A 26,778-nucleotide genomic window follows, 5' to 3' on the forward strand; every position below is an offset into this window, starting at 1 on the left:
GGTTCATGGGGCGGATACTATCTAGCTGGTGAGGTTGGATTTATGTCCTGAAGAGTGCTCTTTGAGGCCAGTAAGATAAAGGGTAGAGATGACTAGGCTGATTAGGGCTGTAACCATATGCTTATGGCTAAAGGTCAGGGCGAGCGAGTAAGCTCTGTCTGAAAGGTTCTGGGTAGTTTGGATAACCTTACAGACAAAACAAAAAGCTTGCACAGAGGCAAGCTTATTAAGGATTCGGCTAACTAAGCGCCTGGTGGAATCGCTAAACTGTCTGCAATAAGCTGGATAAGATTATCTTCTACTTCAAAACGTAGTTCGAGTAGTTCACCTACTTTGGACATATCTCCTTCGAAGTTAGGCAACTCATCGTCTGCATTTACTTTAACGTACTTATCATTGAATTCTAGAAGCGGCTCGGTTGTAAGTACGATCTTCGCGTAAGTTGTATCAATCTCGTCATTGGTTTTAAAGCCTGTTGCTTGCCATTTTTTCATGACCATATCGTAGATCTTAAAATGACCCTCTGAGATATAATCGACAACATGATCACAGAATGAGCTTATTTCTTTAGGGGAAGGGAGTTCAACAACGTTTGATTGCCCGTTGCTAGCTGGCTGCAAGGCACCTAGCTTACAATACTCAACGATTAGAGACTGTCGAGTTTCGAGCCAATGATCGATGACCTCATTAGAGCCACCCCATTGTTCTTGTATTTGTTTGAATTTATTTAGCATGACCATGTCCTCATGATCTGATCACAACCTTGTGATCAAGTAATTGCCTAAGCAGGGTCCGTTTTATTGGTAGCTACTAAAAGTAATAGCTTGAAATATTCTCTGCTACAACTCTAGTATGAAATTAGATTGCCAGTAAAATGAACGAACTGCAAGCAATGAGGCATAGGGATGTTAAAAAAAAGTGATAACAAAATGACAGAGCAAGCTTATTGGTGCGTCGTTTCTGGTAGTGATATTTGGGTTAATAATGATCAGTTTCCGTTTGGCTCTGCTGAAGAGCTTGGGCTGAGTGTGGAGCATGCAATCTGTATTGGTCAGCATCAAGGTCGCAAGGTGTATTGGCTCAACGATTGTGATGTGGAGAATGAGCTGAGCATGGTCAGCCTAAGAGAGTTACTGCACTGGCCTGAAGTGAGTTTCTTGACTGCAAGCAAAGCCATCCAATATGGGCATATGACTCAAAGTATGCGTTTTTGCCCTCAGTGTGGTGGTCGAAATCATCTCAACCATAACCAGGTGGCGATGCAGTGTGGAGATTGCCGCACACTTCATTATCCTCGTATCTTCCCGTGCATCATTGTCGCTGTACGAAACGACAACAAGATATTGCTTGCGCAGCACCCAAGACATAAGACAGGTATGTATACCGTGATAGCGGGCTTCCTAGAGGTCGGAGAGACCTTAGAGCAGTGTGTGGCAAGAGAAGTCAAAGAAGAAACGGGTATCGATGTCGATAATATTCGTTATTTTGGCAGCCAGCCATGGGCGTTTCCATCGAGTATGATGATGGGCTTTCTCGCAGATTATGCTGGTGGTACGCTCAAGCCTGACTACAGCGAGCTATCGGATGCTCAATGGTTTGACGTAACAAGCCTGCCTGATGTTGCTCCTGTTGGAACCATTGCGAGACAGTTGATTGAGAAAACCGTTGATGACGTGATGAAAGATGGTGTGACTGAGCAGATACTAGAGCACTAATTTGCCTGTGATAGTATTTGGCCTATGGGTGATCAAAAGCTAAAAAAAACCCTCCACAAGTGGAGGGGGTAAGTAAGATGTCGTTATGAGATGCTGAGTAGTGACTACTCAGATGTTATAATTGTAATTTTCGCTAGCGAACAAATTTTTAACATGCTCCCGTAATTGGGTGCAAATTAAGCATTGATTTAAAAGTTAATAACTTGATCTAGGTTGCAAAGCACAAAGCTTTTACCCTTCAATCAGTGTTAGAATACTTGCCATCAAAACTAGACAAGATTGAATTGGAATTTAACGGAATGACCGAATTAAAAAACGATCGCTATTTACGCGCACTTTTAAAACAGCCTGTTGATTACACACCGGTATGGATGATGCGCCAAGCTGGCCGCTATCTTCCTGAATACAAAGCAACGCGCGCTGAAGCGGGCGATTTCATGTCTTTGTGCAAAAACGCGGAACTGGCATCAGAAGTAACACTTCAACCTTTACGTCGTTTCCCGCTTGATGCGGCAATCTTGTTCTCAGACATCCTAACTATCCCTGATGCAATGGGCTTAGGTTTGTACTTTGAAACAGGTGAAGGTCCTAAGTTTGAGCGTCCTATCACGTGTAAAGCTGACGTAGAGAAGATTGGCCTACCTGATCCAGAAGGCGAGCTTCAATACGTAATGAATGCCGTTCGTCAGATCCGTAAAGACCTGAAAGGCGAAGTGCCACTGATTGGTTTCTCTGGTAGCCCATGGACTCTAGCGACATACATGGTTGAAGGTGGAAGCTCTAAAGCATTCACTAAGATCAAGAAGATGATGTACGCAGAACCACAAACGCTGCACCTGCTTCTAGACAAGCTGGCTGACAGTGTTATTGAATACTTGAACGCGCAAATTAAAGCGGGTGCTCAATCGGTAATGGTATTTGATACATGGGGTGGTGTACTGACTCCTCGTGACTACAACCTATTCTCACTGCAATACATGCACAAAATCGTTGATGGCCTAATCCGTGAAAACGAAGGTCGTCGAGTACCGGTTACTCTGTTCACTAAGAACGGTGGCATGTGGCTTGAGTCTATCGCAGCAACAGGTTGTGATGCGGTTGGTCTAGACTGGACAATCAACATCGCAGATGCAAAAGCTCGCATCGGCGACAAAGTTGCTCTGCAAGGTAACATGGATCCTTCAATGCTTTACGCTCAGCCTGAACGTATTCGCGAAGAAGTGGGCAGCATCCTTGAAGGCTTCGGCGACGGTGGTACAGGTCATGTATTTAACCTAGGCCACGGTATCCACTTAGATGTACCGCCAGAGAACGCTGGTGTATTCGTTGACGCTGTTCACGAATTGTCTAAGCCTTACCACAAGTAATTCTGAGTAAGATTATTGAAAGCGCTGTTGGGAAACCAACAGCGCTTTTTTTATTGCCTGAAATTGGCATTTGATGGCGGTTTAATCTTGTTGTGTGCAGTTAATTAGGTATTTGGATCATGGTAGGCCAAATGCTCAGAGATGTGTTTCCTGATATAAGGAATGACTTCACTTTCAAACCAAGGGTTCTTCTTGAGCCAGATATTATTGCGTGGCGAAGGGTGGGGTAATGGCAAAAACTCAGGCGCCCAACGTTGCCAATCACGCACGGTTTCGGTCAATGTGCTGGTGGTCTTGTTTGTTAGGTAATGGTTTTGTGCGTACTGGCCAATCAGCAGTGTCATTTGAATATTGGGTAGAGATTGCAGTACTTTGTTATGCCAAAGCTCCGCGCACTCTTTGCGTGGTGGAAGATCACCACTTTTCCCTTTCCCCGGATAACAAAACCCCATAGGCACAATCGCGACTTTTTGCTCGTCGTAAAAAGTATCGCTATCTATCCCTAACCATCCTCTTAATCGTTCGCCACTCGCGTCATTCCAAGGGGTCGACGACTCATGCACCTTGATACCCGGCGCTTGACCTATGATCAGCAAGCGCGCGTTTGGATGCGCTTGAATCACCGGGTTAGCACCGTGTGATAGGTGAGGCTCACAAGCTCGGCATTGTCGAATCTCTTTAAGTAACGAAGAGGACATCAGTAACCTTTATCAAAATCGATGACATGATTAAGTGTAAAGCCATCTCGCCACTGTTTGTAATTCTCTGCGAAGATCTCGACTACTTGTCTTGGCTCACTGAGTGCAGCGATGTGTGGAGTGATGGTGACTTGCGGTAGTTTCCAGAAAGGATGTTCCTGAGAGAGGGGTTCACTTTCAAACACATCTAAAAATGCGTGTTCTACCCATCTGTTTTTTATGGCGAGCAACAAGGCTTTATTGTCGATGCTTTCCCCTCGACCGACATTAAACAGCAACACATTAGAGCAGTAACCTAACGTGGTTTGGTTCAACAGCTGATAGGTTTCAGCGGTTGATGGCAAGGTGTTGACCACAATATCGGCCTGCTTAAGGGCAGCCTCTATCTCATTGATGTGGAAAGTCTCTTTAAAGGTTTCTTGTTTGGATGGGATGCCGGTACGGTTGACACCTATGGTATGAATACCAAAAGCCGCCGCGGTTTTTGCCAAATGACTGCCGATTGAACCTGTTCCTAAAATCACCATAGTTTTGTCAGTTAGGCTAGTATAAAGCTGTGGCTGCCAGTTTCGTTGTTGTTGATGCTGGTGGTAATGAGGGAAGTGTCTACAGTGACTGATTGTGTAACCCAATACGTATTCTGCGATAGCCGGACCAAAGATGCCTTTGACGTTGGTTAGCGTATAGTCCTGACGCAGATCTGGCTGAGTGAGTTTATTGATTCCGGCATAGGTACTCTGTACCCAGTCTAGCTCTTTAAACTCGCCGAGGCGCTCTGCGATTAGAGGTGGTGACGCCAAGACAATCTGTGCTGATTTGGGGTTTTGAGTGATTTCTAGGTCGGGTAAATCCTGGTTTAGAATCAGTTGCGTATAGGTATCGTCATGCTCAGTAAGAATATAGAGCTTATTCGTAAAATTGTTCATCGGCTTACCTTTTCCCCCCAGGGTTTATCAAGTACACTTTCGCTGTCTTTTTCTGCAATTATTGAGTGACTATGCTTCAGAATCCACTGCAGGTTCGTCTTGAAAAGTTAGAACCTTGGCAACAAATTACCTTTATGGCGTGTCTATGTGAGCGTATGTACCCTAACTATGCCATGTTTTGTGAGAATACAGAATTTGCGGAAGCTCGAATCTATCGTGATGTTTTGGATAGCATTTGGGAAATCCTGACGGTTAAAACAGCAAAGGTGAACTTTGAGCGTCAACTTGAGAAGGTTGAAGAGCTATTCCCTAGCGGTGATGATTTTGATTTTTATGGTGTTTACCCAGCAATGGACGCATGCCAAGGCCTAGCAACGCTAATTCATGGTCTGCTTGACCGTGAACATATGTTGGAAGCGGTAATTAAAGTGAGTCAACAATCGGTGAAGACGGTTGCTGAGCTTGAGTTTGCTCAAGGCGCTGAAGAAGTGACGAACGAAAACCAGAAAGAAAACGAAGCGGTGTGTGAAGAGTGGGACGTTCAGTGGGCCATTTTCCGACCTCTACGTGAAACGACTGAGCGTGACTTAGAGCTGATCAAAGACCTACGCCACGAACTGCGTGAAGACCCAGTCAGTAACATTGGTGTTGCGCTATAATTCGCAATTGCACCAAGGTACGAATAAAAACAAAGGCTCCCTAGGGAGCCTTTGTGGTATCTGACGGTATCAAATTGAGATTAAGCGTCTTTTTTGTCTTCGTTCTGCACTTTGTCTTTTGATGCGTCGTCGTCATTCGTTGATTTTGCATCTGAAGAGTCGTTGTCTGCTGGAGTTTCTTCCTCGTCCTCGTCATCGCGGTTTTCGATAACACCGTGTGTCTCTTTCCACTTCTCCCAGCGTTGGAACGCCAGTTCTTGCATGTCAGTCGTCTTATCCGCTTCGTCGACAATCTCTTCGCCCACTAGGTGCTCAAAGATGTCTTCTAGGGTGATGATGCCCTGAATAGTGCCGTATTCGTCCACAACTAAAGACAGTTGCAGGCGGTTTGCCATCATCTGGTCAAAGGCCTTAGCCAAGCCCATGTTGTTCAGCAACACGTGGATAGGGCGCATTACTTCACCCAAAGCTTTCTCACCACAACCGGCTTGCTGCAATCTAAACAGCTCTAAGCGGTGAACAAAACCGATGATGTTGTCACTCTGCTCGCTGTAAACCAGCGGACGTGAGAATGGCGTGTCTTTATGTTGTTCTAGGAACGTATTCACACTCATTTCCGCATCAACACGGAATACCACTGGGCGCGGCGTCATTACCTGAGTCACGGGTACATCTTGAATACCCAGTAGGTTGCTCAGGATTTTTGACTCGCCTTCTGCAAATTCACCGCTCTCTTTTGCCAAAATCGCCATTGCAGATAACTCATCACGCATTTTTGGTGCTTGGTGGCCACGAGCAAGACGTTTGGTGATCTGTTCTGAGAACCATACAAACGGTGTTAGGAAGAACACCATCCAACGAAGCACGCTTGCCGAAGCAGGAGCAAGTTGACGCCAGTAGGTTGCACCAATGGTTTTTGGAACAATCTCAGATAATACCAAGATACCTAGCGTTAGCACGGCAGAGAAGACACCTAACCATTGGCTACCAAAAACGACAGCCGCTTGTGCACCTGCTGTCGCAGCACCGATAGTATGGGCGATGGTGTTGAGCGTTAAAATTGACGCAAGCGGGCGGTCAATATCTGTTTTCAGTTTGTCTAAAGACTCTGCTGCAGGGTGCCCATTTTGTTTTAGTTGAGCAATGTAGCTCGGACTAATACTCAAAAGTACAGCTTCCAAAACAGAACAAATGAAAGAAACTCCAATAGCAATGGAGACGTAAATAGATAGCAGCAGCATGTTTGCCCTTAAATTAAATTGTACGCTTTAGCAGCGATTCAGCGTGGATTATAGTGAAAAAGTAGTGGCTAGGTCATCATTAATTTTGCTCTCAGCCCCTTTTAAACAAGGGCTTGCTTAATAAAATCAGTAACAAATTGTGAGTTATTACTCATATTATGGCTAAAACTACGGCATTAGAGCTAAAGATCGACGACAAACCTTTGCCAGATGGGGCATTTATGTTTTAGAGTGAATTGAATTCAAAAATACAAAGAAGGGAAACCTAAAATGAACAAGACTCAATTAATCGACTTTATTGCTGAAAAAGCGGACCTTTCTAAAGCACAAGCTAAAGCTGCTCTAGAAGCGACTCTTGGCGGTGTTACAGATGCTCTTAAAGATGGCGATCAAGTTCAGCTAATTGGTTTTGGTACTTTTAAAGTAAACCACCGTGCAGCTCGCACTGGTCGTAACCCAAAAACTGGTGATGAGATCCAAATCGCTGCTGCAAATGTTCCAGCATTTGTTGCAGGTAAAGCGCTGAAAGATTCAGTGAAATAATCTAAACTGTACCGAGGTAGTCGTATTCCACCTCGGTACAGGTTTTTATGAAAAAAGCATTTCTTCTCGTTTCACTATTATCTACATTTCTTATTGGCTGTTCTTCAACAAGCCCTCGCAAAAACCTAGAGCAATTTGAAACTCACACTGGCGGCCAAGTCATGGGCGACGCGACGAGTTTCTACTGGGTTACAAACAAGCTAACACAACCTCATACTTCAGCTGACTACGTCACTGTCGGCGATTACGGCTGGTACCAAACTGATTATGCTTGGTCAGAAGGCGTGCTTCGTGAATTCATTCGTGAAGGCGAGCAGCGTAACTCTTCTAATGAGCTGGTTCCCTATCGAGTCCATGTGCGTTTCAATAAGTCAGGCGAAGCTGTGTATCAACAGTATCGTATTGATAGCAAAATCTTACCTATCCAAGCCAAGCAGCTTGAAAACTATCAGAAAGAAGCGACGTCGGTTCTAGAGACCACAACGAAGCAGCATGATGAAGGGCTTAGGCTGATTCAGGGTTACTGGAATGGCAGCTCTTTTAAAACGTGCGCTGGTGGTGAGTTTGATCGCATTGAATTTAACCAGACCTTGCCAGGCTTCGTGATTGACCGATTGGCGTCTGTGGAAAGCTATGCGGCGTTTCTTGGCAGTGATTCACTGGGTAAGATGAGCGTGGAAGAGTTACTGATGCTGGCTGAAGACAGCCATGATTGTGTCGTTAGGCCATCATTGTTGAAAGAATAGCGAGTAATCAAAGGATTGAGAGTATTTGGCCTACTGTAGGCCAAGTGCCTATTTGTCTGTACAAATACAGATTCTTGTGTAAATGAGATAATAAAAGGCGCCTATTGAGGCGCCTTTTTCTGTTATTCACTTGCTGTCATTTGCTTACTGTTATTGGAAAGTAAGCGAGCAACAAGATTGTTTACTGCTCTTGTTCGCGCGCAATCGCACGGTAACCAATATCATTGCGGTGGAACATACCATTCCAGCTAACTTGCTTCGTCAACGCGTAAGCGCGCTCTTGAGCCTCAGAAACCGTATTGCCCAGTGCTGTTGCACAAAGTACACGACCGCCGTTTGTCACAACGTCGCCAGCTTCATTATTTGTCGTACCCGCGTGGAAAACCTTTTGGCCTTCAACTTCGCTTGTTGGTAGTGAAATAACGTCACCTTTTGCGTAGTCAGCAGGGTAACCGCCAGCCGCAAGAACAACACCGATAGAAGCGCGTGGATCCCACTTCGATTCTGCTTCGTCGAGCTTCTCGTCGATAGCCATTAGGCAAAGTTCAACAAGGTCTGACTCCATACGCATCATGATAGGTTGCGTTTCAGGGTCGCCAAAGCGGCAGTTGTATTCGATAACTTTAGGTGTGCCGTCAGCATCGATCATTAGGCCAGCGTAAAGGAAACCTGTGTAAGGTGCGCCTTCTGCGTCCATACCACGTACCGTTGGGTAGATAACTTCCTCAAGGATACGGTTGTGGATTTCTGGAGTTACAACCGGCGCAGGAGAGTAAGCACCCATGCCGCCCGTGTTTGGCCCAGTGTCTTTGTCGCCAACACGTTTGTGATCTTGGCTGGTGGCCATAGGAAGCACGCTAGAGCCGTCAACCATTACGATGAAGCTTGCTTCTTCGCCTTCGAGGAACTCTTCGATAACAACGCGGCTGCCTGCTTCGCCAAAGGCGTTGCCCGCTAGCATGTCTTTGATTGCGTCTTCTGCTTCTTCAAGGGTCATCGCAACGATAACGCCTTTACCTGCCGCAAGACCGTCAGCTTTCACTACGATAGGAGCGCCTTGCTCGCGAACGTAAGCGATAGCTGGCTCAATCTCAGTGAAGTTTGAGTAGTAACCTGTTGGGATATCATGACGAGCTAGGAAGTCTTTAGTGAATGCTTTAGAGCCTTCAAGCTGTGCTGCAGCTTGAGTAGGGCCGAAGATTGGCAAACCTACTTCGCGGAATGCATCAACCACACCGATAACCAATGGTGCTTCAGGGCCCACGATAGTCAGTTCGATTTTTTTATCTTGAGCAAACGCGACTAAACCAGCGATGTCTTCAACGCCGATGTTTACGTTCTCTAGTTTTGGCTCAAGTGCAGTACCTGCGTTACCTGGAGCGATGAATACTGTTTCAACGTTTGGGTTTTGTGCTGCTTTCCAACCTAGTGCATGCTCACGACCGCCAGCACCAATAATCAATACATTCATGTTTTAAACCTTCAATCAAAATTGATAGTAGTAGAACTAAAAAATGTCTGAGCAACACTAAATGATAGTGTTGCTCATCTCGGAGCGCAGCGTTCTCGTTTCCCGTAGCGAAGCGCTCTCGTATCTTTTCTTTCTAGTGGCGGAAGTGACGCATGCCCGTAAAGATCATCGCCATGCCGTGTTCGTCTGCTGCTGCGATAACTTCGTCATCACGCATAGAGCCGCCCGGTTGGATAACACACTTGATGCCAGCCTCTGCAGCCGCGTCGATACCGTCACGGAATGGGAAGAATGCATCTGATGCCATCACACAGCCTTCAACCTGTAGACCTTCGTCTGCAGCTTTGATGCCTGCGATTTTCGCAGAGTAAACGCGGCTCATTTGGCCAGCGCCAACACCAATTGTCATGTCGCCTTTCGAGTAAACGATAGCGTTAGATTTAACGTATTTCGCTACTTTCCAGCAGAATAGAGCATCTTTCAATTCTTCAGCTGTAGGTTGGCGCTTAGAAACCACTTTAAGGTCATCTTCAGACACCATGCCTTGGTCGCGGTCTTGAACTAGCAAACCACCGTTAACGCGTTTAACGTCAAAGCCAGTTGTCTTCGTTGTCCACTCACCACACTCAAGTAGGCGAAGGTTTTTCTTAGCCGCTACGATTGCTACTGCTTCAGCAGAAACTGATGGTGCAATGATAACTTCAACGAATTGACGCTCAGTGATAGCCGTTGCTGTTGCAGCGTCTAGCTCACGGTTGAAAGCGATGATGCCGCCAAATGCAGACGTTGGGTCTGTTTTGAATGCACGGTCGTAAGCTTCTAGGATGTCTTCACCTAGTGCAACACCACATGGGTTAGCGTGCTTAACGATCACACATGCTGGCTGGTCGAACTCTTTCACACACTCAAGTGCTGCGTCGGTGTCAGCGATGTTGTTGTAAGAAAGGGCTTTACCTTGAATCTGGCGAGCTGTAGAAACTGATGCTTCTTCAGGGTTTGCTTCAACGTAGAATGCGGCTGCCTGGTGGCTGTTCTCACCGTAGCGCATGTCTTGCTTTTTCTCGAACTGTTGGTTGAACGTGCGAGGGAATTTGCTCTTGTTTTCAGGAGAAGGTTCGTCACCTTCTTTGTTCTCACCGTAAGATGGAACCATAGTGCCGAAGTAGTTTGCGATCATGCCGTCGTAAGAAGCGGTGTGCTCGAATGCTGCGATAGCGAGGTCGAAGCGAGTCTCTAGTGTTAGAGATTTATCGTTCGCGTCCATTTCAGCGACAACGCGCTCGTAGTCGTGTGCGTTAACAACGATCGTTACGTCTTTGTGGTTTTTCGCTGCAGAGCGAACCATTGTAGGGCCGCCGATGTCGATGTTCTCAACAGCATCAGCAAGGGTACAACCTTCTTTAGCAACGGTTTCTGCGAATGGGTATAGGTTTACAACAACCATATCGATAGGGTTGATACCGTGAGTTTCCATCACGTCATCATCTTGGCCACGACGGCCTAGAACACCACCATGAACTTTTGGGTGCAGAGTCTTAACACGGCCATCCATCATTTCTGGGAAACCAGTGTAGTCAGATACTTCTGTAACAGAGATGCCTTTTTCAGCAAGCAGGCGAGCAGTGCCACCGGTAGATAGGATATCTACACCACGGTTAGCAAGAGCTTGTGCAAATTCAACGATACCAGTTTTGTCTGATACGCTGATTAGAGCGCGGCGAATTGGACGAGCGTTATTCATGCTTCCATCTTCCTCAAATTCATGGGGTTAAAATAAAGATATTTGCCAAAAAAGAACTTGTTTCTATCTTCTTAGCGTGGATTATCTTAGATACCAGTAAGAGATAAAATATTGGCCAGTTTTGGTAAAGACCTTTTGGGTTAGTCTTATGATTAAGCTATAAGATAACCAACTCCAAATTTGATGGCGCAGATTCTAACTAATTTATTACAAAAAAGCTCGCGCAATCGTTTGGCATCTCAAAATTAATTATGAAAAGTGCCATTTCAGCCTGAAAAGTAACGATAAGGTTAATTGTGGAATGGACGAAACAGTAGGAAAAAACATGTTTCAGATCGGTGAATTAGCGAAGCGATGCGGTGTGACAGCCGATACCTTGCGATTTTATGAGAAGAATAACCTGATCGCGCCAGCCAGTCGCAGTGACTCGGGTTATCGCCTATATGATGAAAATAACCAGAAACAGGTGACGTTTATTCTCAAATCTAAAGCGTTGGGGCTGAGTTTGGACGAGATTAAAGAATTGCTTGAGATTCGCCTCGAGGCCACACAGCACAGTTGCGCTGAAGTGAAGTCGATTACCTCAGCAAAGCTAGAGATGATTGATGAGAAGATTACCGAGTTAACTAAGATTCGCACCGCACTTAAAAAGATTAATGATGCGTGTTGTGGTCACGTAGACGATGATGCAAGCCATTGTTCGATTCTAGCAGCCTTGGACTCAGCAAACGTCGACAAAGGTCGCTGCTGTCGCACTGGAGAGTAATCAGCGACTATCACGGATCGACAAGCCAAAAAAAAGCCAAACTCAACAATGAGCTTGGCTTTCAATTCAATAAATTACGAAAGAACGATTAGTTCATGCCGTATTATCAAATCTGTGGTTTTTGTTCGTATTCTTTCCATCTCGACTTTGAATTAAATTCATTATAAAACATTTGTTTATCTTGTTTTTTTTGTTTTGATTTGTTTTTGTTTGTTTTCAGTCTTATCATGTTTTTGGGGTACATATTAGGGTACATATTTTTGTTTTGTGTACCCTTTCAGGAGAGCATTATGGGAAAGTTGTACGATAAAAGTTTAAAGTCAGTTGCAGGCAAGGAACATTCAGAGCCGTTTGTATTGACTGATGGCAATGGCCTCAGCGCCCGAGTTTCCGCAAAAGGAAAGGTCAGATGGCAGTATCGTTACAAGATTGAAGGTAAGAACCAGCGTATGGACTTGGGGGATTACCCTACTTTATCGCTAGTTAAGGCTAGAGATGCCGCAGGACGATGCCGCGAATGGTTGGCTGATGGTTTTGACCCTAAACAGCAAAGAAACTTGGAGCGTGAAGAGAGGCTCCACCCTGTGACTGTAAAGGAAGCGCTAGAGTATTGGTTAGTTGAATATGCAGAGCACAATCGTTCAAATGTGGCTAAGCATCGTGCTCAGTTTGAGCGACACATTTTCCCTTACATCGGCCATCTTCCTCTAGACAAAACTGAAACACGCCATTGGTTGGAGTGCTTTGACAGGACTAGAAAGGGAATCGCTGGAAAACAGCGTCCAGCCCCTGTTGCAGTTGGCTACGTTTTACAGAATGCCAAACAAGCTTTGAGATTCTGCCGTGTGCGCCGCTATGCCACCAGCCGTGCTCTTGATGATCTTATTGTTAAGGATGTCGGCAGTCGACAAGAAAAGAGGGATCGAGTTTTATCCACAGGTGAGTTAGCTGATATATGGCAAGTTACATCGAGTGATAGGTTGCTCCCATACTACAGCACTCTAATCAAACTACTCATTGTGTTTGGTGCTCGAACTCAAGAGGTGCGCCTGTCAACGTGGGCTGAGTGGGATTTTGATGCTCTTTTATGGACGGTTCCTAAAGCTCACAGTAAAACCAAAGACAAGATCGTCCGTCCAATTCCGAAGCAGCTATTACCTTGGCTGCAGCGCTTAAAAGAGGGAAGCAAAAGCAGTGATTATCTGCTGGGGGAGTTGAAGCAGTCCGAGGCGGTAAGTCAGTTTGGTCGGATGCTGTGGAAACGAATTGGACATGATGAATCATGGACGTTACATGACTTGCGTAGAACTCTTGCTACTCGAATGAACGATTTGGGTGTCGCCCCTCATGTTGTAGAGCAACTACTAGGCCATACACTTGGTGGTGTGATGGCGATTTATAATCGCAGTCAGTACCTTCCGGAAAAGCAGCAGGCGTTAGAGATGTGGTTAGAGCATTTGGAGGTGCTCTGCTACCCACCTGAAAATGTGACGTCAATTTTGAAGGCTTAGAGTAATGTTGGTAAACCCTTTGCTGAACTGGTAGGAACAATCGGGTTAACTGGTTTAATGAATTTGCTTTAGCTCGAACAATCAAGCATCGGGTGTTAACATATACGTAACTCCCAAAAGTGAGAAAACTAATGAAATCAAGGAAAACGGTTCTAATTACAGACTTAGATAATACGTTATTTGATTGGTTTGATATGTGGTATGCAAGCAACTCAGTGATGTATGCAAAGGTATCTGAAATATCAGGAGTAGGGTTAGAAACACTGCTTCCTGAGGTCAAAGCTGTGCACCAAAAGCATGGTACGGCTGAGTATGCCTTTGTCCTTGAAAGTTTGCCATCCTTGCAAAAGAAATACGGGGATAGACATTCTATAAATGAGGCTCTGGATGACGCTATCCATGCCTTTCGATCGAGTAGGAAAAGGCACTTAAAACTATACCCAAGCGTGCAAGCGACACTTGCCACTTTAAAAGATAAGGGCGTTCTTTTAGTTGCTTACACTGAGTCGAAATCCTATTACACGTCATACCGATTAAAAAAATTGGTTTTTGATTTTATGCTCGACTCTATTGCCCTGAAGTAAAGTGGGAAAAGTCGCTATGCAGAAGTATTGTGGGATTATTGGTGGCGGCTTTTGTGCTGGGGTTAGAGCAAGAACGGTGATATAGGAAGAGGATCAATGATAACAATACTGTTTGGTTACATGTGCGGTGCTTCGTTGGTGGGATTTGGTCTACTTTGGACAATGGCCAAGAAGTTAGATGAGTATGATTGGCGCTATAATAAGGCAGGTATCTGGCTTAGCTTTACTGTAATTGTTGTCTTTTGGCCTATTGTGTCTTTACGCTGGCTTCTCCAAGGTAGGCCGTGTCTAGGCAAATGGATGAACCCTGAACCTAATTATGCAGCTCGCCAACGTGAAGCGGTGCAGGTACGGTTGCGGGTACAACAATGTGGCGCTTATGTGCGCTTCTTACCGAACCCGGTGGGTATTTGCGAAGAAAGTTATGGTGAGTTTACTTTTCCTAGTGAGTTCATTGAACGTATCTTGATAGAAAAGCTTCATGAGAACCCGCATTTACAGTATAGCGACGAAGGTGAGTTACTGGCTTGGATTCAAGGACGTGATGATGCACTGCGAGAGTCAGTTGATGTGCCCACAATATGGCCGCGCTTTGTTTACTTGATTGACACTCTTATTGAAAAAAATATCGGTAAGGTAATCTGCAGAGTTTGCGGTGATGAGATGGAAGTTGGTCGACTGCAAGGTAAATCAAGCATGACTGGTGGCCACTCTCAAGAAAGCTACCACTGTTCTAATGGGCATACCTTAGTGGCTTATGAAGGTGTTCGGCTCATTCTGTCTACGCGATAGGCCTGTTTAAGCCTATTTAATCTTGGGTTGCGCAATATTGGTGTAACTTTTGATCAGATACTCGCTTCAAAAGACACTCCCGCCCCACCGCCGTTTCTAAAATTACCCTACATCAAAGTGCTCTTATACGGAATTGCAAAATAAGGGGGCGCTTCAACTCTTACTCCCCGATGTCGCAGTTGATACCCCGTCAACTGAAACTCCCACCAAAGTGATTACCCAAGAGATTTTGTTCTTTAGTGGTTGCCTTGGCAAAGTAACTTAATCGCATGAACGCGGCGCGATAAGTAAAGCTTTGACTCAGCCTATTGATGTAATACAAACGGTTTTTCGGACTATATGAGAAGTTGCCCTCATTGATACTTTCCCATATTTCTTTGGTTAAACGATCTATATGAAATGATTTGCGGCATAAGTGTCCGCTGACGGTGACCGCAAGGTGGTAGTGCTGTGATTGGCTTAACTTGCGCTCTCTTACCCAGAAAATACCGATTTTGCCCCCATACTGGGCTTTGAGTGCCTTTCGCAATCTTTTGTTGAAGTAAGTCATAGAGGCATTGTTTTCTGCATAATGTTTGCTGTGGAGCTGCAAGAAAACAACACAGACTTTAGAGTAGTGTTCAATCACTTGATTGAGCCAGTAAAAGCTCCGCTTCAGGATGCGATTCAGTAACAACTCGGGCTTGGGTAAGAACACAAGATAGTGTGAATCATTGAACTCGAACAGACCCACCCCTTTCTTTTGTGGGTGTAGTAGAACGGGGGCATACATTATTAAAAAACCTGCATGTCGTCGGAGAAAAACTAGAAAGGGCTCCCGATGCAAAAACGGGTCGCCCAATGTTGGTTTCTTTACCGGAAGTGCTTAACTTGTGACATTTGAGGACGATTTAGGACTTATCGCCTCTTTGATGACTCTGTCGATGGCAGGCCTGAACCAGCCGCCGTTGCGTCCTTGTCGAGTTTTCAATGGTTGGGGAAGTCGCCCGTCTTCAACCATTCGATAGATCTGCCTTTCGCTGCAACCAAGTTCTTGCGCTAACTGCTTCTTTTTAACTATTTGTGGAACGCCACCAGCAGTATGGCGTCTTGACGGATCAAACGGTTTCTTTTTCATTCCACTTCTCCTTGTTCTTAACCCACTGGTTCAGTTCGGACAGACGCCACGCAACAGATCGACTTCCAAGTTTTATACGTCTTGGGAAAAGGCCTTCTTTTTCAAGATACCAAGCTCTCGAGCGAGAAACTGACGTTATATGGAACCGTTCTTGTTCTCGCACCAATCTATCAGCAGGTCTAGGGCATGATTGTTGTTCGCTCATAGTTATGTACTCCTTTCATTCAGAACGTATTGGTTTGATTTCTATTGTGATGAAAAGGAAGCCACTCTGCTGTACTAAGGTAGCTTTTGACATTAAATCTCGTGAGTTTGTAGGAATGCCGTTATCAGTTCATGGTCTTTGCGACTGTTTCTACCTCGTTGCTTTGCAGAGGAGGGCACAAAATCAGAAGCAAGATCTTTTAGCGTGTTGATGCTTTTTCCCATTAGCGCTTGGTATTTGTCTCTGACGAGTGGCGCAGCTAGGTCGAGGTACTTTTGGAGGCAATTAAGGATGGCACCAAGTCGAATGTGGCTATGAGAGGGGCATTGATAGAAGGTAAGGAGTAAGTTCTTCAGCAACCCCTTGAGAGTGGAGTGCCTTTCTTTGTCATCGTTGGCGTCATAGCCGTTAAGCATACCACTGTAGACCCTGTGTAAAGTTTGTCGAATAGCCTTCCTTTCGGTTGGGGTTGGTTCTCTATCCCCCATCTCTTCATAGAAGCAATCGAGCTTCTTGGATAGAAGGATCTGTTCTGAAAGATAGGTACCCTTGTGCTCAGGTTTGATAATACTGTTTAGTTCTTGACGGATTGCTTTGGCAACCGGAGATAATGGAATAATTTGGTTAATGTCACCGTAGTTGCTCGACGACTCGAAGCCACTAACAGTCATTGTTTTTTTATTGAACACCTGATTGCTCCTTAATCAGTTTGAACCTCAAATACCCTCTAATAGAACCTTGAGGGTACATATGGGGGTACATATAATAAAAAAGGCCTTCAACCAACGGTTGAAAGCCTTGTTAAAACAGTAGCTTATATTTTAGCTATTAGTTCATGCCGTATTTTTTAAGTTTCTTGCGAAGAGTACCGCGGTTAATACCCATCATGGTTGCTGCGCGAGTTTGGTTACCGCGAGTGTACTGCATGATAGTGTCTAGTAGTGGCTGTTCAACTTCAGCTAATACTAATTCGTATAACTCGCTGACTTCTTGACCGTTTAATTGAGCAAGGTAATTTTTCAATGATGCTTTAACTGAGTCACGTAGTGGCTTCTGCGTGATTTGGTCTTGTGATGTAACTGTAGTTACTGTCAATGCTTCTGAAGTCAGATTTTGTTCGAACATATTCGGTCTAGCTCTTCTCGTAATTATGGTGCAACGTTATCAAAAAAACCTTCTAGCGCTTCAAGCTGCAGATCACCTGCTTCGAATGCGTTGAAGGTACGGCGAAACTCACTCGCTTGTTCATGTTCTTTTAGATACCAACCCACATGCTTACGAGCGATGCGAGGGCCTAAAAACTCTCCATAAAATTCATGTAGAGCGTGCACATGACCAAGCATGATGTCTTTCACTTCCGAAATCGGGAGTGGGTCCATCGTGGTGCCGTTTTCCAAATAGTGTAGGATTTCGTTAAAAATCCAAGGACGTCCTTGGGCAGGTCGACCTATCATTAAAGCATCAGCGCCGGTGTACTCCAGCACAAACTTCGCTTTTTCCGGACTATCGATATCACCGTTAGCGATAACCGGAATAGATACTGCTTGTTTCGCTGCTTTAATGTGTTTGTATTCTGCCTCACCTTTGTACATACAAGCGCGAGTTCTTCCATGGAGCGCAAGAGCTTGTATGCCGCAGTCTTCGGCTATTTTCGCGATTTGGACACAGTTTCTATTGTCTGTATCCCAGCCTGTGCGCGTTTTCAACGTTACTGGAACGTCGACAGCATTTACCACCGCTTTCAGAATGTCTTCAATGAGTTCTGGATGCTGCAGTAAGGCTGAGCCCGCAAGCTTCTTATTCACTTTTTTGGCTGGACAACCCATGTTGATATCGATGATTTGCGCACCGTTATCGACATTAAATTGAGCAGCCTCGGCCATAAGCTGTGGATCTGCACCAGCGATTTGTACTGAACGAATGCCCGATTCGCCTTCATGTACCATACGCTGCTGAGACTTTGACGTTTTCCAAACTTTCGGATTGGAGGACATCATTTCACTGACTGCCATCCCCGCACCGTAGCGAAGACACAACTCACGGAATGGTCTATCCGTTACGCCAGCCATAGGAGCGACGATTAGATTGTTCTTAAGTTGATAATTTCCGATTTTCAAAAATGTCATCACAGTTCTGTACCAGCAAGGGCGCGCATTTTACGCATTTTTTCGCTGCGTGAAAAGACTAATATTTGAGCATTTACAATTTGTTTTTGTAATTTGTTTAAATTTCAGTCAATTAGCGCCCAAAGTCTTGTCTAGCCTTGCTTGCGACCTGAGATTCGACACCATTCTTGTTGTTCGATGATCGGATCAATGTGAAGCTCATCACGATAATAAGTGGCAACATCTTCTGCTTGTGTATCTAAAACACCCGACATCGCAAGTACACCATTTGGCTTAACTAGGCCCTTGATGATGCCAGAAAGGTCGCGTAATGGACCCGCAAGAATGTTGGCAACAACAACGTCTGCTAGCAAACCTTCCGGTTGATCTTGTGGCAAGAACACCTCTAGTTGCTCAGCAACGCCATTGCGTTGTGCGTTGTCTTTTGATGCAAGCAGAGCTTGAGGATCAATGTCGATCCCGATAACTTTTGCTGCGCCTAGTTTGATCGCAGCGATCGCTAGGATGCCTGAGCCACAACCGAAGTCGATCACGGTTTTGCCTGCAAGGTCTAAGCCTTCAAGCCACTCAAGACACAATGCCGTTGTCGGGTGAGTACCTGTACCAAATGCAAGGCCAGGGTCTAGCATTACGTTAACAGCGTCAGGTTCAGGGATATCGCGCCAGCTAGGGCAGATCCATAAACGCTCACCAAACTTCATTGGGTGGAAGTTGTCCATCCATTCACGCTCCCAATCCTTGTCTTCAATTTGCTCTACTTTATGAGCAAAGTCTGCAGGGAACATGTTGCTTGCTTTAATCTGCGCTAGAACGACACCAGTATCAGTCTCAGCGTCATAAAGCGCGAGAATGTCAGTATCACCCCAAAGGCGAGTTTCGCCTGGCAGAGGCTCAAATACAGGGGTATCTTGTGCATCCAGGAAAGTTACAGAAAGAGCACCAGTCTCTTCCATTAACATGTCGCCGATTTGTTCGGCATTTTCATTGGTAGCATTAAGCTTGATTTGAATCCAAGGCATGGCTGCATCTTCTATATGAGAAAAATTGGATGGCGAGTCTAGCAGAAAATATGAGCAAATTCACCAAAACCCCACGGAATATAATGGGGATTAAAGATTGATTTTTTCGGCGGTTCAAAAACAAAAATGCTCACCGAAGTGAGCATTTTGACTGTTCTTAAACGAACGGATTATGACAAACCAAGTTTCTTCTCAAGGTAGTGGATGTTTGCACCACCGTGTTGGAAGTTTTCGTCGTTCATAATAGACAGTTGAAGCTCAGTATTAACGTTAATACCTTCAACAATCATTTCACCCAATGCGTTCTTCATACGAGCGATAGCAACATCACGGTTCTCACCGTAAGTGATCAGCTTACCAATCATTGAATCGTAGTGTGGTGGCACTGTGTAACCCGTGTAGATGTGAGATTCCCAACGTACGCCCATGCCGCCTGGTGCGTGGAAACGTTCAATCTTACCTGGTGAAGGTAGGAAACGAACTGGATCTTCAGCATTGATACGACATTCGATTGAGTGGCCACGCAGCTTAATGTCATCCTGAGTGAATGATAGAGGCTGACCAGCTGCAATACGTAGCTGTTCTTTCACTAGGTCGATACCCGTTACCATTTCAGTAATCGTGTGTTCAACCTGGATACGAGTGTTCATTTCGATGAAGTAGAATTCACCGTTCTCGTATAGGAATTCAAATGTACCTGCACCGCGGTAACCGATCTCAATACATGCACGAGTACAACGTTCGCCAATGTACTTACGCATCTCTTCAGTGATACCTGGAGCTGGCGCTTCTTCCACAACTTTCTGGTGACGACGTTGCATTGAACAGTCACGCTCACCTAGGTGGATAGCATTACCTTGGCCATCTGCAAGCACTTGTACTTCAATGTGACGTGGGTTTTCTAGGAATTTCTCCATGTAAACCATGTCGTTGTTGAAACATGCTTTTGCTTCAGCACGAGTCATCGCGATAGCTTCTGTTAATTCTGCTTCAGAACGAACAACACGCATACCACGACCGCCGCCGCCGCCAGATGCCTTGATGATAACTGGGAAGCCAATGCGTTTAGCGTGCGCTTTGTTTTTTGCTTCGTCGTCGTCAAGAGGGCCGTCAGAACCTGGTACACAAGGTACGCCAGCTTTCTTCATTGACGTGATAGCTGACACTTTGTCACCCATCATGCGAATGGTTTCAGCTTTAGGGCCAACGAAGATAAAGCCACTGCGCTCTACCTGTTCTGCAAAGTCTGCATTTTCAGATAGGAAGCCGTAGCCAGGGTGAACAGCTACTGCACCTGTAACTTCAGCTGCGCTGATGATACGAGGGATGTTTAGGTAGCTATCGATACCACGAGCTGGACCGATACAAATGGTTTCGTCTGCAAGCAGTACGTGCTTAAGGTCACGGTCAGCAGTTGAGTGAACCGCTACCGTTTTAATGCCAAGCTCTTTACATGCACGCAGAATACGTAGTGCAATCTCACCACGGTTCGCGATTACTAATTTATCTAACATAATGAGTGCTCTCTATTATTCGATAATTACTAGAGCTTGGTCGAATTCTACTGGTTGACCGTCTTCAACTAGGATAGCTGTTACAACACCAGATTTATCAGCTTCGATTTGGTTCATCATTTTCATTGCTTCAACGATACATAGCGTTTCGCCAGCAGTTACAGATTGACCAACTTTAACGAATGGTTTTGCGTCTGGGCTTGGAGCGCCGTAGAAAGTACCAACCATTGGAGAAAGAACTTGGTGACCAGCTGGAACTGCAGGAGCTGCTGCTTCTGCTGCTACAGGTGCCGCCGCAGGAGCTGCTGCCGCTACAGGTGCTGGAGCAGCTGCATATTGAACAGGTGCTACAGGTGCAGTGCTGTTACGACTGATTCGTACTGACTCTTCACCTTCAGAGATTTCTAGCTCAGAAATACCAGACTCTTCAACCAATTCGATTAGCTTTTTGATTTTGCGAATATCCATTGTTTCTTTCTCTTTATCTGTTAATTGAACTTACTCTATGACTGAGTAGGTTAGTAATAGTTCGTTGTTTATGTTTACTTTGAGTTGAGCTTGCTGAGCGCAGCGGTCAAAGCAAATTGATAACCTTGGGCACCTAAGCCACAAATCACACCTTCTGCTTTATCAGATAGGTAAGAGTGGTGACGGAATGGTTCACGCGCGTGAACATTCGATAGATGAACCTCAATAAATGGTATGGCAACGCCAAGTAGTGCATCACGCAGTGCCACACTGGTATGTGTAAAGGCTGCTGGGTTGATAATAATAAAATCAACATTTTGATAAGCACTATGGATAGCTTCAATCAGTTCGTACTCACGATTTGACTGTAAGTGAGATAGCTCAACATCGTGTGCTTTCGCTTGCTCGGTCAGTGAGCTAATAATCTGGTCAAGTGTTTGAGAACCGTAGTGTGCGGGCTCTCTAAGGCCTAACAGGTTAAGGTTTGGGCCATTTAAAACTAGAATGCGAAACTTTGTAGACATCGTGGGGCTATCTTCCTTTATCGTGTTTACGAACGTGAATGTTGCCATTTTATTGAAAATTTGCGGTTAATTTCCAGTGAGAAAAACCCAAATTTAAAAATTAGAACCAGATTATAGCTAATTCAGCGCAAATCGCAGCAATTTACTGGTCTAATCTCCTATTGATACAGCTTGGAATTGTTACCAACTTAACAAAAAAGCGTCTTAGCCTTAATTTGGGGCGGGATATTTGAGATCAAGATCAGCCATAAAAAAAACCGCCACATAGGTGACGGTTTAGAAAGTGCGGTTTTAAACAGTGATTAGCTGCTGTGACTGGTTGTTTATGCCAGTTCTGCTTTCTCGGCAATCAGCTTATCAACCACACTTGGGTCGGCCAGTGTCGAGGTATCACCTAGGTTACCTGTATCGCCAGTCGCGATTTTACGCAGGATACGACGCATTATTTTACCCGAACGAGTTTTTGGTAGAGAGTCGGTCCAGTGCAGTACATCTGGCGTTGCAATTGGGCCAATCTCTTTACGTACCCAGTCTTTTACTTCTTTATGAAGCTCTGCGGTTGGGAACTCACCATCATTCAGCGTGATGTAAGCGTAAATCGCTTGGCCTTTAATATCATGAGGGATGCCCACAATCGCGGCTTCTGCAATCTTATCGAACGCGACTAGAGCCGATTCAATCTCAGCAGTACCCATACGGTGACCTGATACGTTAAGTACATCATCGACACGCCCCGTAATCCAGTAGTAACCGTCTTCATCACGACGAGCGCCGTCACTGGTGAAGTACATGCCTTTAAAGGTCGAGAAGTAAGTCTGTTCGAAGCGGTCATGATCGCCATGAACGGTACGCATTTGGCCTGGCCAAGAGTCAAGAATCACTAGGTTGCCGTCTGTTGCACCCTCAATGATGTTACCCATGTTATCAACCAGTGCCGGTTGCACACCGAAGAATGGACGAGTTGCAGAGCCCGGTTTCAGGTCTGTTGCGCCTGGTAGCGGTGCAATCAAGATACCGCCCGTTTCTGTTTGCCACCATGTATCAACAATTGGAGATTGCTCATTACCGATTGTTTTGTAGTACCACTCCCACGCCTCTGGGTTGATAGGTTCACCCACTGATCCCATGATTCTTAGGCTGTCACGAGAAGTACCTTCAACGGCTTCATTGCCTTTCGCCATCAATGCACGAATAGCCGTTGGCGCCGTATAAAGAATATTAACTTGGTGCTTATCGACCACTTCGCTCATGCGGCTGGTGTTCGGGTAATTTGGCACGCCTTCAAACAGAATCGTTTTTGCGCCATTAGCAAGCGGTCCGTAAACAAGATATGTGTGACCGGTAATCCAACCCACATCGGCTGTACACCAGAAAGTCTCGCCTTCTTGGTAATCGAATACGTATTTGAAGGTCATCGCAGCATAAACAAGGTAGCCACCTGTGGTGTGCATAACGCCTTTAGGTTTACCTGTTGAGCCTGACGTATAAAGGATGAATAGTGGATCTTCTGCGTTCATCTCTTCTGGTGGGCAATCTGCAGATACATTAGCAATAGCATCGTGCCACCACACATCGCGATGTTCGTGCCATGCCACATCACCGCCAGTGCGTTTGAATACAACAACCTTCTCGATGTTTTTCACTTCAGGGTTCGTCAGTGCTTCATCGACATTCTTTTTCAGTGGAACAGCACGGCCGCCACGCACGCCTTCATCGGCAGTGATAACGACTTTAGAATTTGAATCGATAATACGACCAGACAGTGCTTCTGGTGAGAAACCACCAAATACGACTGTGTGAACCGCACCGATACGGGTACACGCCAGCATGGCTACTGCCGCTTCTGGCACCATTGGCATGTATAAACAAACCACATCACCTTTGCGCACGCCTTGCTCTTTTAGAGCATTCGAAAACAGGCACACTTCTTTATGCAGTTCATTAAAAGTTAGAGTTTTATCATCTGCCGGGTCATCGCCTTCCCAGATGATAGCGACTTCATCACCGCGCTCAGCAAGGTGGCGGTCGATACAGTTAGCCGAAACGTTAAGCGTGCCATCTTCAAACCAGCGAATATCAATGTGGCCAGGGTCGAAAGAGGTGTTTTTTACTTGTGTGAAAGGTTTGATCCAATCAACGATTTTTCCGTGTTCACCCCAAAAGCCTTCAGGGTCAGAAACAGATTGCTGGTACATGGCTAGGTAAGTGTCATTATCCGCGTGTGTGGTTGATTTAATATTTTCTTTTACCGGATAAACGTGGGCTTCACTCATTGCATCTCTCCTTGTGCCTACATTCCTAATGAACTGGCAACTTCCTTTGTGTTCAGTTTCTAGGTCTATTACAGAACCGTCTTTGTGTTATCACTCTCGGCTAGGACGGCGATTTCCACAATTAGACTTTAGGATGAGACGCTGCTTTTCACTTACAAAATAGCGAGTTAAGTTCAATTTTGAGATGTTGCTCTCTATGTGAAGCGCCAGTGGTTGAATTAAGAATAAGAAGAGTTGAAACGGGGAAGGTCACCATGTTTCAGGCGCACAAAGATCAGCGCAGCGGAGATAGCGTCTTGTAATGCATCATGTTTATTGACCGGGATAGGTAAATCGAGTTGGCGACAGATGGCGTCCATACTGAGATCAAAATAGGCATTGGGCAGCTGTCTTTCGAGTTTGTCTTGATAGAGTTGGCTCACTTCGACTAATCGGTTAGGCAGTGGAAATCCAAGCTGTTTTAAACAGGCGCGGTCGAGAATTTTTTTATCATAGCGGATGTGATAGCCGACTAAAGGACGATTTCCAATGAAGTTCAGTAGCTCGATTAAAGCCTGTTTTTCTTCGATGCCGTGCTTTAGATCTTGATGACGGATACGGTGGATTTTTATTGAATTGCAATCGAGCGATTGGGGGGCGCGCAACCGGACTTCAAAAGGTTGGCTGGTAATGATTCGGTTACCGATGATCTTGGTCGCGGCAATGGTAACTAATTCTGCCTGATTGGGATCTAGGCTGGTGGTTTCACAATCGAGCGATACATATTCATGATCAATAGGCGCGGTAAACAGAGGCTGATAGAGGGAGCCTTTGAGCTTGTGATGCCAGTAATAGCGAACCAACCTATTCATCGTTCAATGCCTAATCCCGTATCTGATAGTGGTAGCCGAGCCATTGCTTGAATTTCTTCACCACGTGCAGGCTATGACGAAGCAGATCCCTGTCTGCTCGTTCCATCAGTTTGACGTTAATCTTGTTGCTGCTGTGCTGCTGAGAAAGCCTTTGGGCTAAGCGCCACTTAAAGAATTGCTTGAGTGCTTCACTGAGATTATCGGCAGTACTTTGCTCTAATACTTTCTTGCTGACCAGCTGCTCAATGCGTTCGAAGGTGTTGTTGACCGTGACACCATGTTCTAGGCAAAGCGCTCTCACACCATGCACGATAGGGAAAATACCGCCTTGTTTGATATCGAGTCCGGACTTAGATTGCTTCACATTACCAAACAGGGTCAGGGGAACTGAGAAGTTCAGCGCCGGGCGGCAGAACTCCGTCAGAATCAATTCTTGTCCGAGCATTAAATCACTGAGGTGCTGCTTTACAGGTTTTAATAACTCTCTATTCCCCGCTACTGCGTGTGCATCTGCCATGATCGCGATATCCATCACGGTGTCTGGCGTGGCTTTTTTTACCCAATGGGTGAGGGTTTGTTTCCACTCTTGTTCTGAATGCACCCATTTCGGATTGTTGACCATTACGTTGCCCGGGCACAGTGGGTAACCCAATTGTTGAAGGGTATGGGTGAGGTCGTTCATGGCACTTTGGCATTGATGCCATTCCAAACCATCTTGAATAATCAGAGCGTTGTCTTGATCGGTTTTGAGAATTTGCTCTCCACGCCCCTCAGAACCCAACACGATTAGGCAGCAATGATTATGCAGTGCAGGTGGGATCACCAACTCAAAAGCCTTCTCTATGATCTGTTCGTTGACCGCAGAAATCAGCTCCATGATAAAGCGTGTGCGAATCCCATTACTGAGCAAGCTCTCGACCAGTTGACGTTGTTTGTTGGATGCCATTGCCAATTCTTCAACGCTGGTGGCGCGCGCAATACGCAAAGTAAGAACGTGGGAGTGTGTGGAGAATGCACTGAGAATCTGTGTCATATCCACCATGCCGACCGCATTTTTACCATCACAAACCATCAACCTTTTTACTCGATTTCTGGTCATGGTAATCATGGCGTTAAATAAGAAATCGCCTTGGTTCACGTGCATCACCGGAAACGTTGCGATCTCACCGACAGGCGCATCCAGTGTGAAATTATCGAGCATCACAGCATGCAATAAATTGGTTCGAGTGACGATTCCATACGGCAAGGAACATGATGATCCAAAAGCTTTTGGATCATTATGTTCCAAATGGACTAGGGCCGAGTCTAACCCTTGTTCTTTAAGGGTTTGAGTGACTTGGTTGATCGGTTGGTTTGGTTCAAGTATCAGTGGTGGGTGATAGATAGAGTCATCCACTTTGGTTAATATAAACTCGGCAAGATTCTGTTGCTGCTGGGCGGCTTCTATCAAAGCTTTTCGTGTTGATAGGTTGCTATCAAAGTAGGCAGCGAATTGGCCATTGGCGTGGTAAAGCTCAAGAAAAATATCGGTGGGCAGCAGATAACTTAATGTATCTTCGAGTGCGATATATTGGTGTTTGGTGTGGGGTTCAAACTGGCTGCGGACATCAAAAATATCGTCATTGGCATAGTGTGCGTAAATCTCACCATCACTGCTCGCGCGCTCTTCAACAGCTCCTTTGATCAAAATATGCAGGTGTCGGCTCGGCCTTTCAGCTTCCAGTATCACTTCTTGAGAGCGGTAATACACCACGTCTAATGAAGAGCGAAGCTTCAACTGTTCGGCGTCGGACAGGCTATCGAAGGGCGGGTGCTGCATATTAAATTTGTCAGGCATAAGCATCACAAGAAGAAATGGGAGTCTTTAATCAGTCTGACAAAATACCAGCGAAGCTCCAGACGACTTTAGTCTAAATGCGAG

The 26,778-nt window shown here is 45.4% G+C and carries 28 protein-coding genes; 9 read left to right on the top strand and 19 right to left on the bottom strand.

The annotated features are described in order from the left end of the window. Positions 1 to 242 precede the first annotated feature (242 nt). Positions 243 to 740, bottom strand: a complete 498-nt coding sequence (locus tag AB4493_RS01585; protein WP_032546263.1) for an Rsd/AlgQ family anti-sigma factor — start codon at positions 738 to 740, stop codon at positions 243 to 245. Between the two features lie 165 nt (positions 741 to 905). Between AB4493_RS01585 and nudC the strand changes: the two genes are divergently transcribed. Both nudC and hemE read left to right on the top strand, forming a co-directional pair. Continuing rightward, on the top strand, positions 906 to 1,715 hold the full coding sequence (gene nudC, locus AB4493_RS01590; protein ID WP_017060529.1) for an NAD(+) diphosphatase: 810 nt from the start codon (positions 906 to 908) through the stop codon (positions 1,713 to 1,715). 299 nt (positions 1,716 to 2,014) lie between these two features. Next, complete coding sequence (hemE, locus tag AB4493_RS01595) at positions 2,015 to 3,082, top strand: uroporphyrinogen decarboxylase (RefSeq protein ID WP_017060530.1); 1,068 nt, start codon at positions 2,015 to 2,017, stop codon at positions 3,080 to 3,082. 104 nt (positions 3,083 to 3,186) lie between these two features. Here the strand turns inward: hemE and AB4493_RS01600 are convergent, their stop codons facing one another. Both AB4493_RS01600 and AB4493_RS01605 read right to left on the bottom strand, forming a co-directional pair. Beyond that, the gene (locus AB4493_RS01600; protein ID WP_372111773.1) at positions 3,187 to 3,780 is read right to left on the bottom strand and encodes a uracil-DNA glycosylase family protein; all 594 of its coding nucleotides are present in this window, start codon (positions 3,778 to 3,780) and stop codon (positions 3,187 to 3,189) included. After that, entirely contained in the window at positions 3,780 to 4,706 is a 927-nt protein-coding gene (locus tag AB4493_RS01605; RefSeq protein ID WP_017063654.1) for a D-2-hydroxyacid dehydrogenase, read from the bottom strand. The genes AB4493_RS01600 and AB4493_RS01605 overlap by 1 nt, the downstream gene beginning before the upstream one ends. Positions 4,707 to 4,777: 71 nt before the next feature. Between AB4493_RS01605 and AB4493_RS01610 the strand changes: the two genes are divergently transcribed. After that, complete coding sequence (locus AB4493_RS01610) at positions 4,778 to 5,365, top strand: YjaG family protein (protein WP_017062699.1); 588 nt, start codon at positions 4,778 to 4,780, stop codon at positions 5,363 to 5,365. A gap of 80 nt (positions 5,366 to 5,445) precedes the next feature. Here the strand turns inward: AB4493_RS01610 and AB4493_RS01615 are convergent, their stop codons facing one another. Then, the gene (locus AB4493_RS01615) at positions 5,446 to 6,606 is read right to left on the bottom strand and encodes a CNNM domain-containing protein (protein ID WP_372154417.1); all 1,161 of its coding nucleotides are present in this window, start codon (positions 6,604 to 6,606) and stop codon (positions 5,446 to 5,448) included. A gap of 270 nt (positions 6,607 to 6,876) precedes the next feature. Between AB4493_RS01615 and hupA the strand changes: the two genes are divergently transcribed. Beyond that, positions 6,877 to 7,149: a nucleoid-associated protein HU-alpha gene (gene hupA / locus AB4493_RS01620; RefSeq protein ID WP_004729753.1), complete on the top strand. Its 273-nt coding sequence runs from the start codon at positions 6,877 to 6,879 to the stop codon at positions 7,147 to 7,149. Between the two features lie 47 nt (positions 7,150 to 7,196). After that, entirely contained in the window at positions 7,197 to 7,895 is a 699-nt protein-coding gene (locus AB4493_RS01625) for a DUF1481 domain-containing protein (protein ID WP_017063655.1), read from the top strand. 181 nt (positions 7,896 to 8,076) lie between these two features. Here the strand turns inward: AB4493_RS01625 and purD are convergent, their stop codons facing one another. Together purD and purH are read right to left on the bottom strand one after the other, a co-directional pair. Next, positions 8,077 to 9,366: a phosphoribosylamine--glycine ligase gene (gene purD / locus AB4493_RS01630; protein ID WP_017062702.1), complete on the bottom strand. Its 1,290-nt coding sequence runs from the start codon at positions 9,364 to 9,366 to the stop codon at positions 8,077 to 8,079. A gap of 133 nt (positions 9,367 to 9,499) precedes the next feature. Then, on the bottom strand, positions 9,500 to 11,107 hold the full coding sequence (gene purH / locus AB4493_RS01635; protein ID WP_065584281.1) for a bifunctional phosphoribosylaminoimidazolecarboxamide formyltransferase/IMP cyclohydrolase: 1,608 nt from the start codon (positions 11,105 to 11,107) through the stop codon (positions 9,500 to 9,502). 325 nt (positions 11,108 to 11,432) lie between these two features. Here purH and zntR point away from each other — a divergent pair, with 325 nt between their 5' ends. The 4 genes from zntR to AB4493_RS01655 all read left to right on the top strand — a co-directional run bounded on the left by zntR (position 11,433) and on the right by AB4493_RS01655 (position 14,760). Beyond that, positions 11,433 to 11,873, top strand: coding sequence for a Zn(2+)-responsive transcriptional regulator (gene zntR, locus AB4493_RS01640; RefSeq protein WP_017062704.1), 441 nt, complete (start codon positions 11,433 to 11,435; stop codon positions 11,871 to 11,873). A gap of 290 nt (positions 11,874 to 12,163) precedes the next feature. Then, a complete protein-coding gene (locus AB4493_RS01645; RefSeq protein WP_372154418.1) occupies positions 12,164 to 13,384 on the top strand; it encodes a tyrosine-type recombinase/integrase in 1,221 nt (406 codons plus the stop codon). A gap of 131 nt (positions 13,385 to 13,515) precedes the next feature. Continuing rightward, on the top strand, positions 13,516 to 13,968 hold the full coding sequence (locus AB4493_RS01650) for an HAD family hydrolase (RefSeq protein ID WP_372154419.1): 453 nt from the start codon (positions 13,516 to 13,518) through the stop codon (positions 13,966 to 13,968). A gap of 96 nt (positions 13,969 to 14,064) precedes the next feature. After that, positions 14,065 to 14,760, top strand: a complete 696-nt coding sequence (locus tag AB4493_RS01655) for a hypothetical protein (protein ID WP_372154420.1) — start codon at positions 14,065 to 14,067, stop codon at positions 14,758 to 14,760. Positions 14,761 to 14,950: 190 nt separating this feature from the next. On the opposite strand, the gene AB4493_RS01660 is transcribed toward AB4493_RS01655, so the two are convergent. The 13 genes from AB4493_RS01660 to AB4493_RS01720 all read right to left on the bottom strand — a co-directional run bounded on the left by AB4493_RS01660 (position 14,951) and on the right by AB4493_RS01720 (position 26,700). Then, positions 14,951 to 15,532: an inovirus-type Gp2 protein gene (locus AB4493_RS01660; RefSeq protein WP_372154421.1), complete on the bottom strand. Its 582-nt coding sequence runs from the start codon at positions 15,530 to 15,532 to the stop codon at positions 14,951 to 14,953. Between the two features lie 93 nt (positions 15,533 to 15,625). Then, on the bottom strand, positions 15,626 to 15,877 hold the full coding sequence (locus AB4493_RS01665) for a helix-turn-helix transcriptional regulator (protein WP_372154422.1): 252 nt from the start codon (positions 15,875 to 15,877) through the stop codon (positions 15,626 to 15,628). Then, positions 15,858 to 16,082 (bottom strand): helix-turn-helix transcriptional regulator, encoded by a 225-nt coding sequence (locus AB4493_RS01670; protein WP_372154423.1) that lies wholly within the window; start codon positions 16,080 to 16,082, stop codon positions 15,858 to 15,860. The genes AB4493_RS01665 and AB4493_RS01670 overlap by 20 nt, the downstream gene beginning before the upstream one ends. Before the next feature lie 92 nt (positions 16,083 to 16,174). Beyond that, positions 16,175 to 16,771, bottom strand: a complete 597-nt coding sequence (locus AB4493_RS01675; RefSeq protein ID WP_372154424.1) for a hypothetical protein — start codon at positions 16,769 to 16,771, stop codon at positions 16,175 to 16,177. Positions 16,772 to 16,910: 139 nt separating this feature from the next. Further along, positions 16,911 to 17,207 (bottom strand): DNA-binding transcriptional regulator Fis, encoded by a 297-nt coding sequence (fis, locus tag AB4493_RS01680; RefSeq protein WP_004729744.1) that lies wholly within the window; start codon positions 17,205 to 17,207, stop codon positions 16,911 to 16,913. 23 nt (positions 17,208 to 17,230) lie between these two features. After that, positions 17,231 to 18,199, bottom strand: a complete 969-nt coding sequence (gene dusB / locus AB4493_RS01685; RefSeq protein WP_032546269.1) for a tRNA dihydrouridine synthase DusB — start codon at positions 18,197 to 18,199, stop codon at positions 17,231 to 17,233. A 140-nt stretch (positions 18,200 to 18,339) separates the two neighbouring features. Next, positions 18,340 to 19,227: a 50S ribosomal protein L11 methyltransferase gene (gene prmA / locus AB4493_RS01690; RefSeq protein ID WP_017055901.1), complete on the bottom strand. Its 888-nt coding sequence runs from the start codon at positions 19,225 to 19,227 to the stop codon at positions 18,340 to 18,342. 170 nt (positions 19,228 to 19,397) lie between these two features. Then, positions 19,398 to 20,741: an acetyl-CoA carboxylase biotin carboxylase subunit gene (gene accC, locus AB4493_RS01695; protein WP_017062706.1), complete on the bottom strand. Its 1,344-nt coding sequence runs from the start codon at positions 20,739 to 20,741 to the stop codon at positions 19,398 to 19,400. A 15-nt stretch (positions 20,742 to 20,756) separates the two neighbouring features. Continuing rightward, the gene (accB, locus tag AB4493_RS01700; protein ID WP_017062707.1) at positions 20,757 to 21,209 is read right to left on the bottom strand and encodes an acetyl-CoA carboxylase biotin carboxyl carrier protein; all 453 of its coding nucleotides are present in this window, start codon (positions 21,207 to 21,209) and stop codon (positions 20,757 to 20,759) included. A 74-nt stretch (positions 21,210 to 21,283) separates the two neighbouring features. After that, on the bottom strand, positions 21,284 to 21,733 hold the full coding sequence (gene aroQ / locus AB4493_RS01705) for a type II 3-dehydroquinate dehydratase (protein WP_010435475.1): 450 nt from the start codon (positions 21,731 to 21,733) through the stop codon (positions 21,284 to 21,286). 323 nt (positions 21,734 to 22,056) lie between these two features. Beyond that, a complete protein-coding gene (gene acs / locus AB4493_RS01710; protein ID WP_009844693.1) occupies positions 22,057 to 24,006 on the bottom strand; it encodes an acetate--CoA ligase in 1,950 nt (649 codons plus the stop codon). 218 nt (positions 24,007 to 24,224) lie between these two features. Next, the gene (locus AB4493_RS01715) at positions 24,225 to 24,857 is read right to left on the bottom strand and encodes a 3'-5' exonuclease (RefSeq protein ID WP_017062708.1); all 633 of its coding nucleotides are present in this window, start codon (positions 24,855 to 24,857) and stop codon (positions 24,225 to 24,227) included. Between the two features lie 10 nt (positions 24,858 to 24,867). Then, complete coding sequence (locus AB4493_RS01720) at positions 24,868 to 26,700, bottom strand: DUF294 nucleotidyltransferase-like domain-containing protein (RefSeq protein WP_017071170.1); 1,833 nt, start codon at positions 26,698 to 26,700, stop codon at positions 24,868 to 24,870. Between the last annotated feature and the right edge of the window lie 78 nt (positions 26,701 to 26,778).

The sequence above is a fragment of the Vibrio sp. 10N.222.55.A1 genome (assembly GCF_041473835.1).
Classification (GTDB): domain Bacteria; phylum Pseudomonadota; class Gammaproteobacteria; order Enterobacterales; family Vibrionaceae; genus Vibrio; species Vibrio crassostreae_C.

Coding starts and splice junctions, on each gene's coding strand:
- zntR (WP_017062704.1), top strand. CDS start 11,433: ATGTTTCAGATCGGTGAATTAGCGAAGCGATGCGGTGTGACAGCCGAT.
- AB4493_RS01610 (WP_017062699.1), top strand. CDS start 4,778: ATGCTTCAGAATCCACTGCAGGTTCGTCTTGAAAAGTTAGAACCTTGG.
- hemE (WP_017060530.1), top strand. CDS start 2,015: ATGACCGAATTAAAAAACGATCGCTATTTACGCGCACTTTTAAAACAG.
- aroQ (WP_010435475.1), bottom strand. CDS start 21,733: ATGTCTACAAAGTTTCGCATTCTAGTTTTAAATGGCCCAAACCTTAAC.
- AB4493_RS01615 (WP_372154417.1), bottom strand. CDS start 6,606: ATGCTGCTGCTATCTATTTACGTCTCCATTGCTATTGGAGTTTCTTTC.
- AB4493_RS01670 (WP_372154423.1), bottom strand. CDS start 16,082: ATGAGCGAACAACAATCATGCCCTAGACCTGCTGATAGATTGGTGCGA.
- accC (WP_017062706.1), bottom strand. CDS start 20,741: ATGTTAGATAAATTAGTAATCGCGAACCGTGGTGAGATTGCACTACGT.
- AB4493_RS01600 (WP_372111773.1), bottom strand. CDS start 3,780: ATGTCCTCTTCGTTACTTAAAGAGATTCGACAATGCCGAGCTTGTGAG.
- AB4493_RS01715 (WP_017062708.1), bottom strand. CDS start 24,857: ATGAATAGGTTGGTTCGCTATTACTGGCATCACAAGCTCAAAGGCTCC.
- AB4493_RS01720 (WP_017071170.1), bottom strand. CDS start 26,700: ATGCTTATGCCTGACAAATTTAATATGCAGCACCCGCCCTTCGATAGC.
- accB (WP_017062707.1), bottom strand. CDS start 21,209: ATGGATATTCGCAAAATCAAAAAGCTAATCGAATTGGTTGAAGAGTCT.
- nudC (WP_017060529.1), top strand. CDS start 906: ATGTTAAAAAAAAGTGATAACAAAATGACAGAGCAAGCTTATTGGTGC.
- AB4493_RS01585 (WP_032546263.1), bottom strand. CDS start 740: ATGGTCATGCTAAATAAATTCAAACAAATACAAGAACAATGGGGTGGC.
- AB4493_RS01665 (WP_372154422.1), bottom strand. CDS start 15,877: ATGAAAAAGAAACCGTTTGATCCGTCAAGACGCCATACTGCTGGTGGC.
- purH (WP_065584281.1), bottom strand. CDS start 11,107: ATGAATAACGCTCGTCCAATTCGCCGCGCTCTAATCAGCGTATCAGAC.
- AB4493_RS01655 (WP_372154420.1), top strand. CDS start 14,065: ATGATAACAATACTGTTTGGTTACATGTGCGGTGCTTCGTTGGTGGGA.
- AB4493_RS01605 (WP_017063654.1), bottom strand. CDS start 4,706: ATGAACAATTTTACGAATAAGCTCTATATTCTTACTGAGCATGACGAT.
- fis (WP_004729744.1), bottom strand. CDS start 17,207: ATGTTCGAACAAAATCTGACTTCAGAAGCATTGACAGTAACTACAGTT.
- AB4493_RS01625 (WP_017063655.1), top strand. CDS start 7,197: ATGAAAAAAGCATTTCTTCTCGTTTCACTATTATCTACATTTCTTATT.
- prmA (WP_017055901.1), bottom strand. CDS start 19,227: ATGCCTTGGATTCAAATCAAGCTTAATGCTACCAATGAAAATGCCGAA.
- purD (WP_017062702.1), bottom strand. CDS start 9,366: ATGAATGTATTGATTATTGGTGCTGGCGGTCGTGAGCATGCACTAGGT.
- AB4493_RS01645 (WP_372154418.1), top strand. CDS start 12,164: ATGGGAAAGTTGTACGATAAAAGTTTAAAGTCAGTTGCAGGCAAGGAA.
- hupA (WP_004729753.1), top strand. CDS start 6,877: ATGAACAAGACTCAATTAATCGACTTTATTGCTGAAAAAGCGGACCTT.
- AB4493_RS01660 (WP_372154421.1), bottom strand. CDS start 15,532: ATGTATGCCCCCGTTCTACTACACCCACAAAAGAAAGGGGTGGGTCTG.
- acs (WP_009844693.1), bottom strand. CDS start 24,006: ATGAGTGAAGCCCACGTTTATCCGGTAAAAGAAAATATTAAATCAACC.
- AB4493_RS01650 (WP_372154419.1), top strand. CDS start 13,516: ATGAAATCAAGGAAAACGGTTCTAATTACAGACTTAGATAATACGTTA.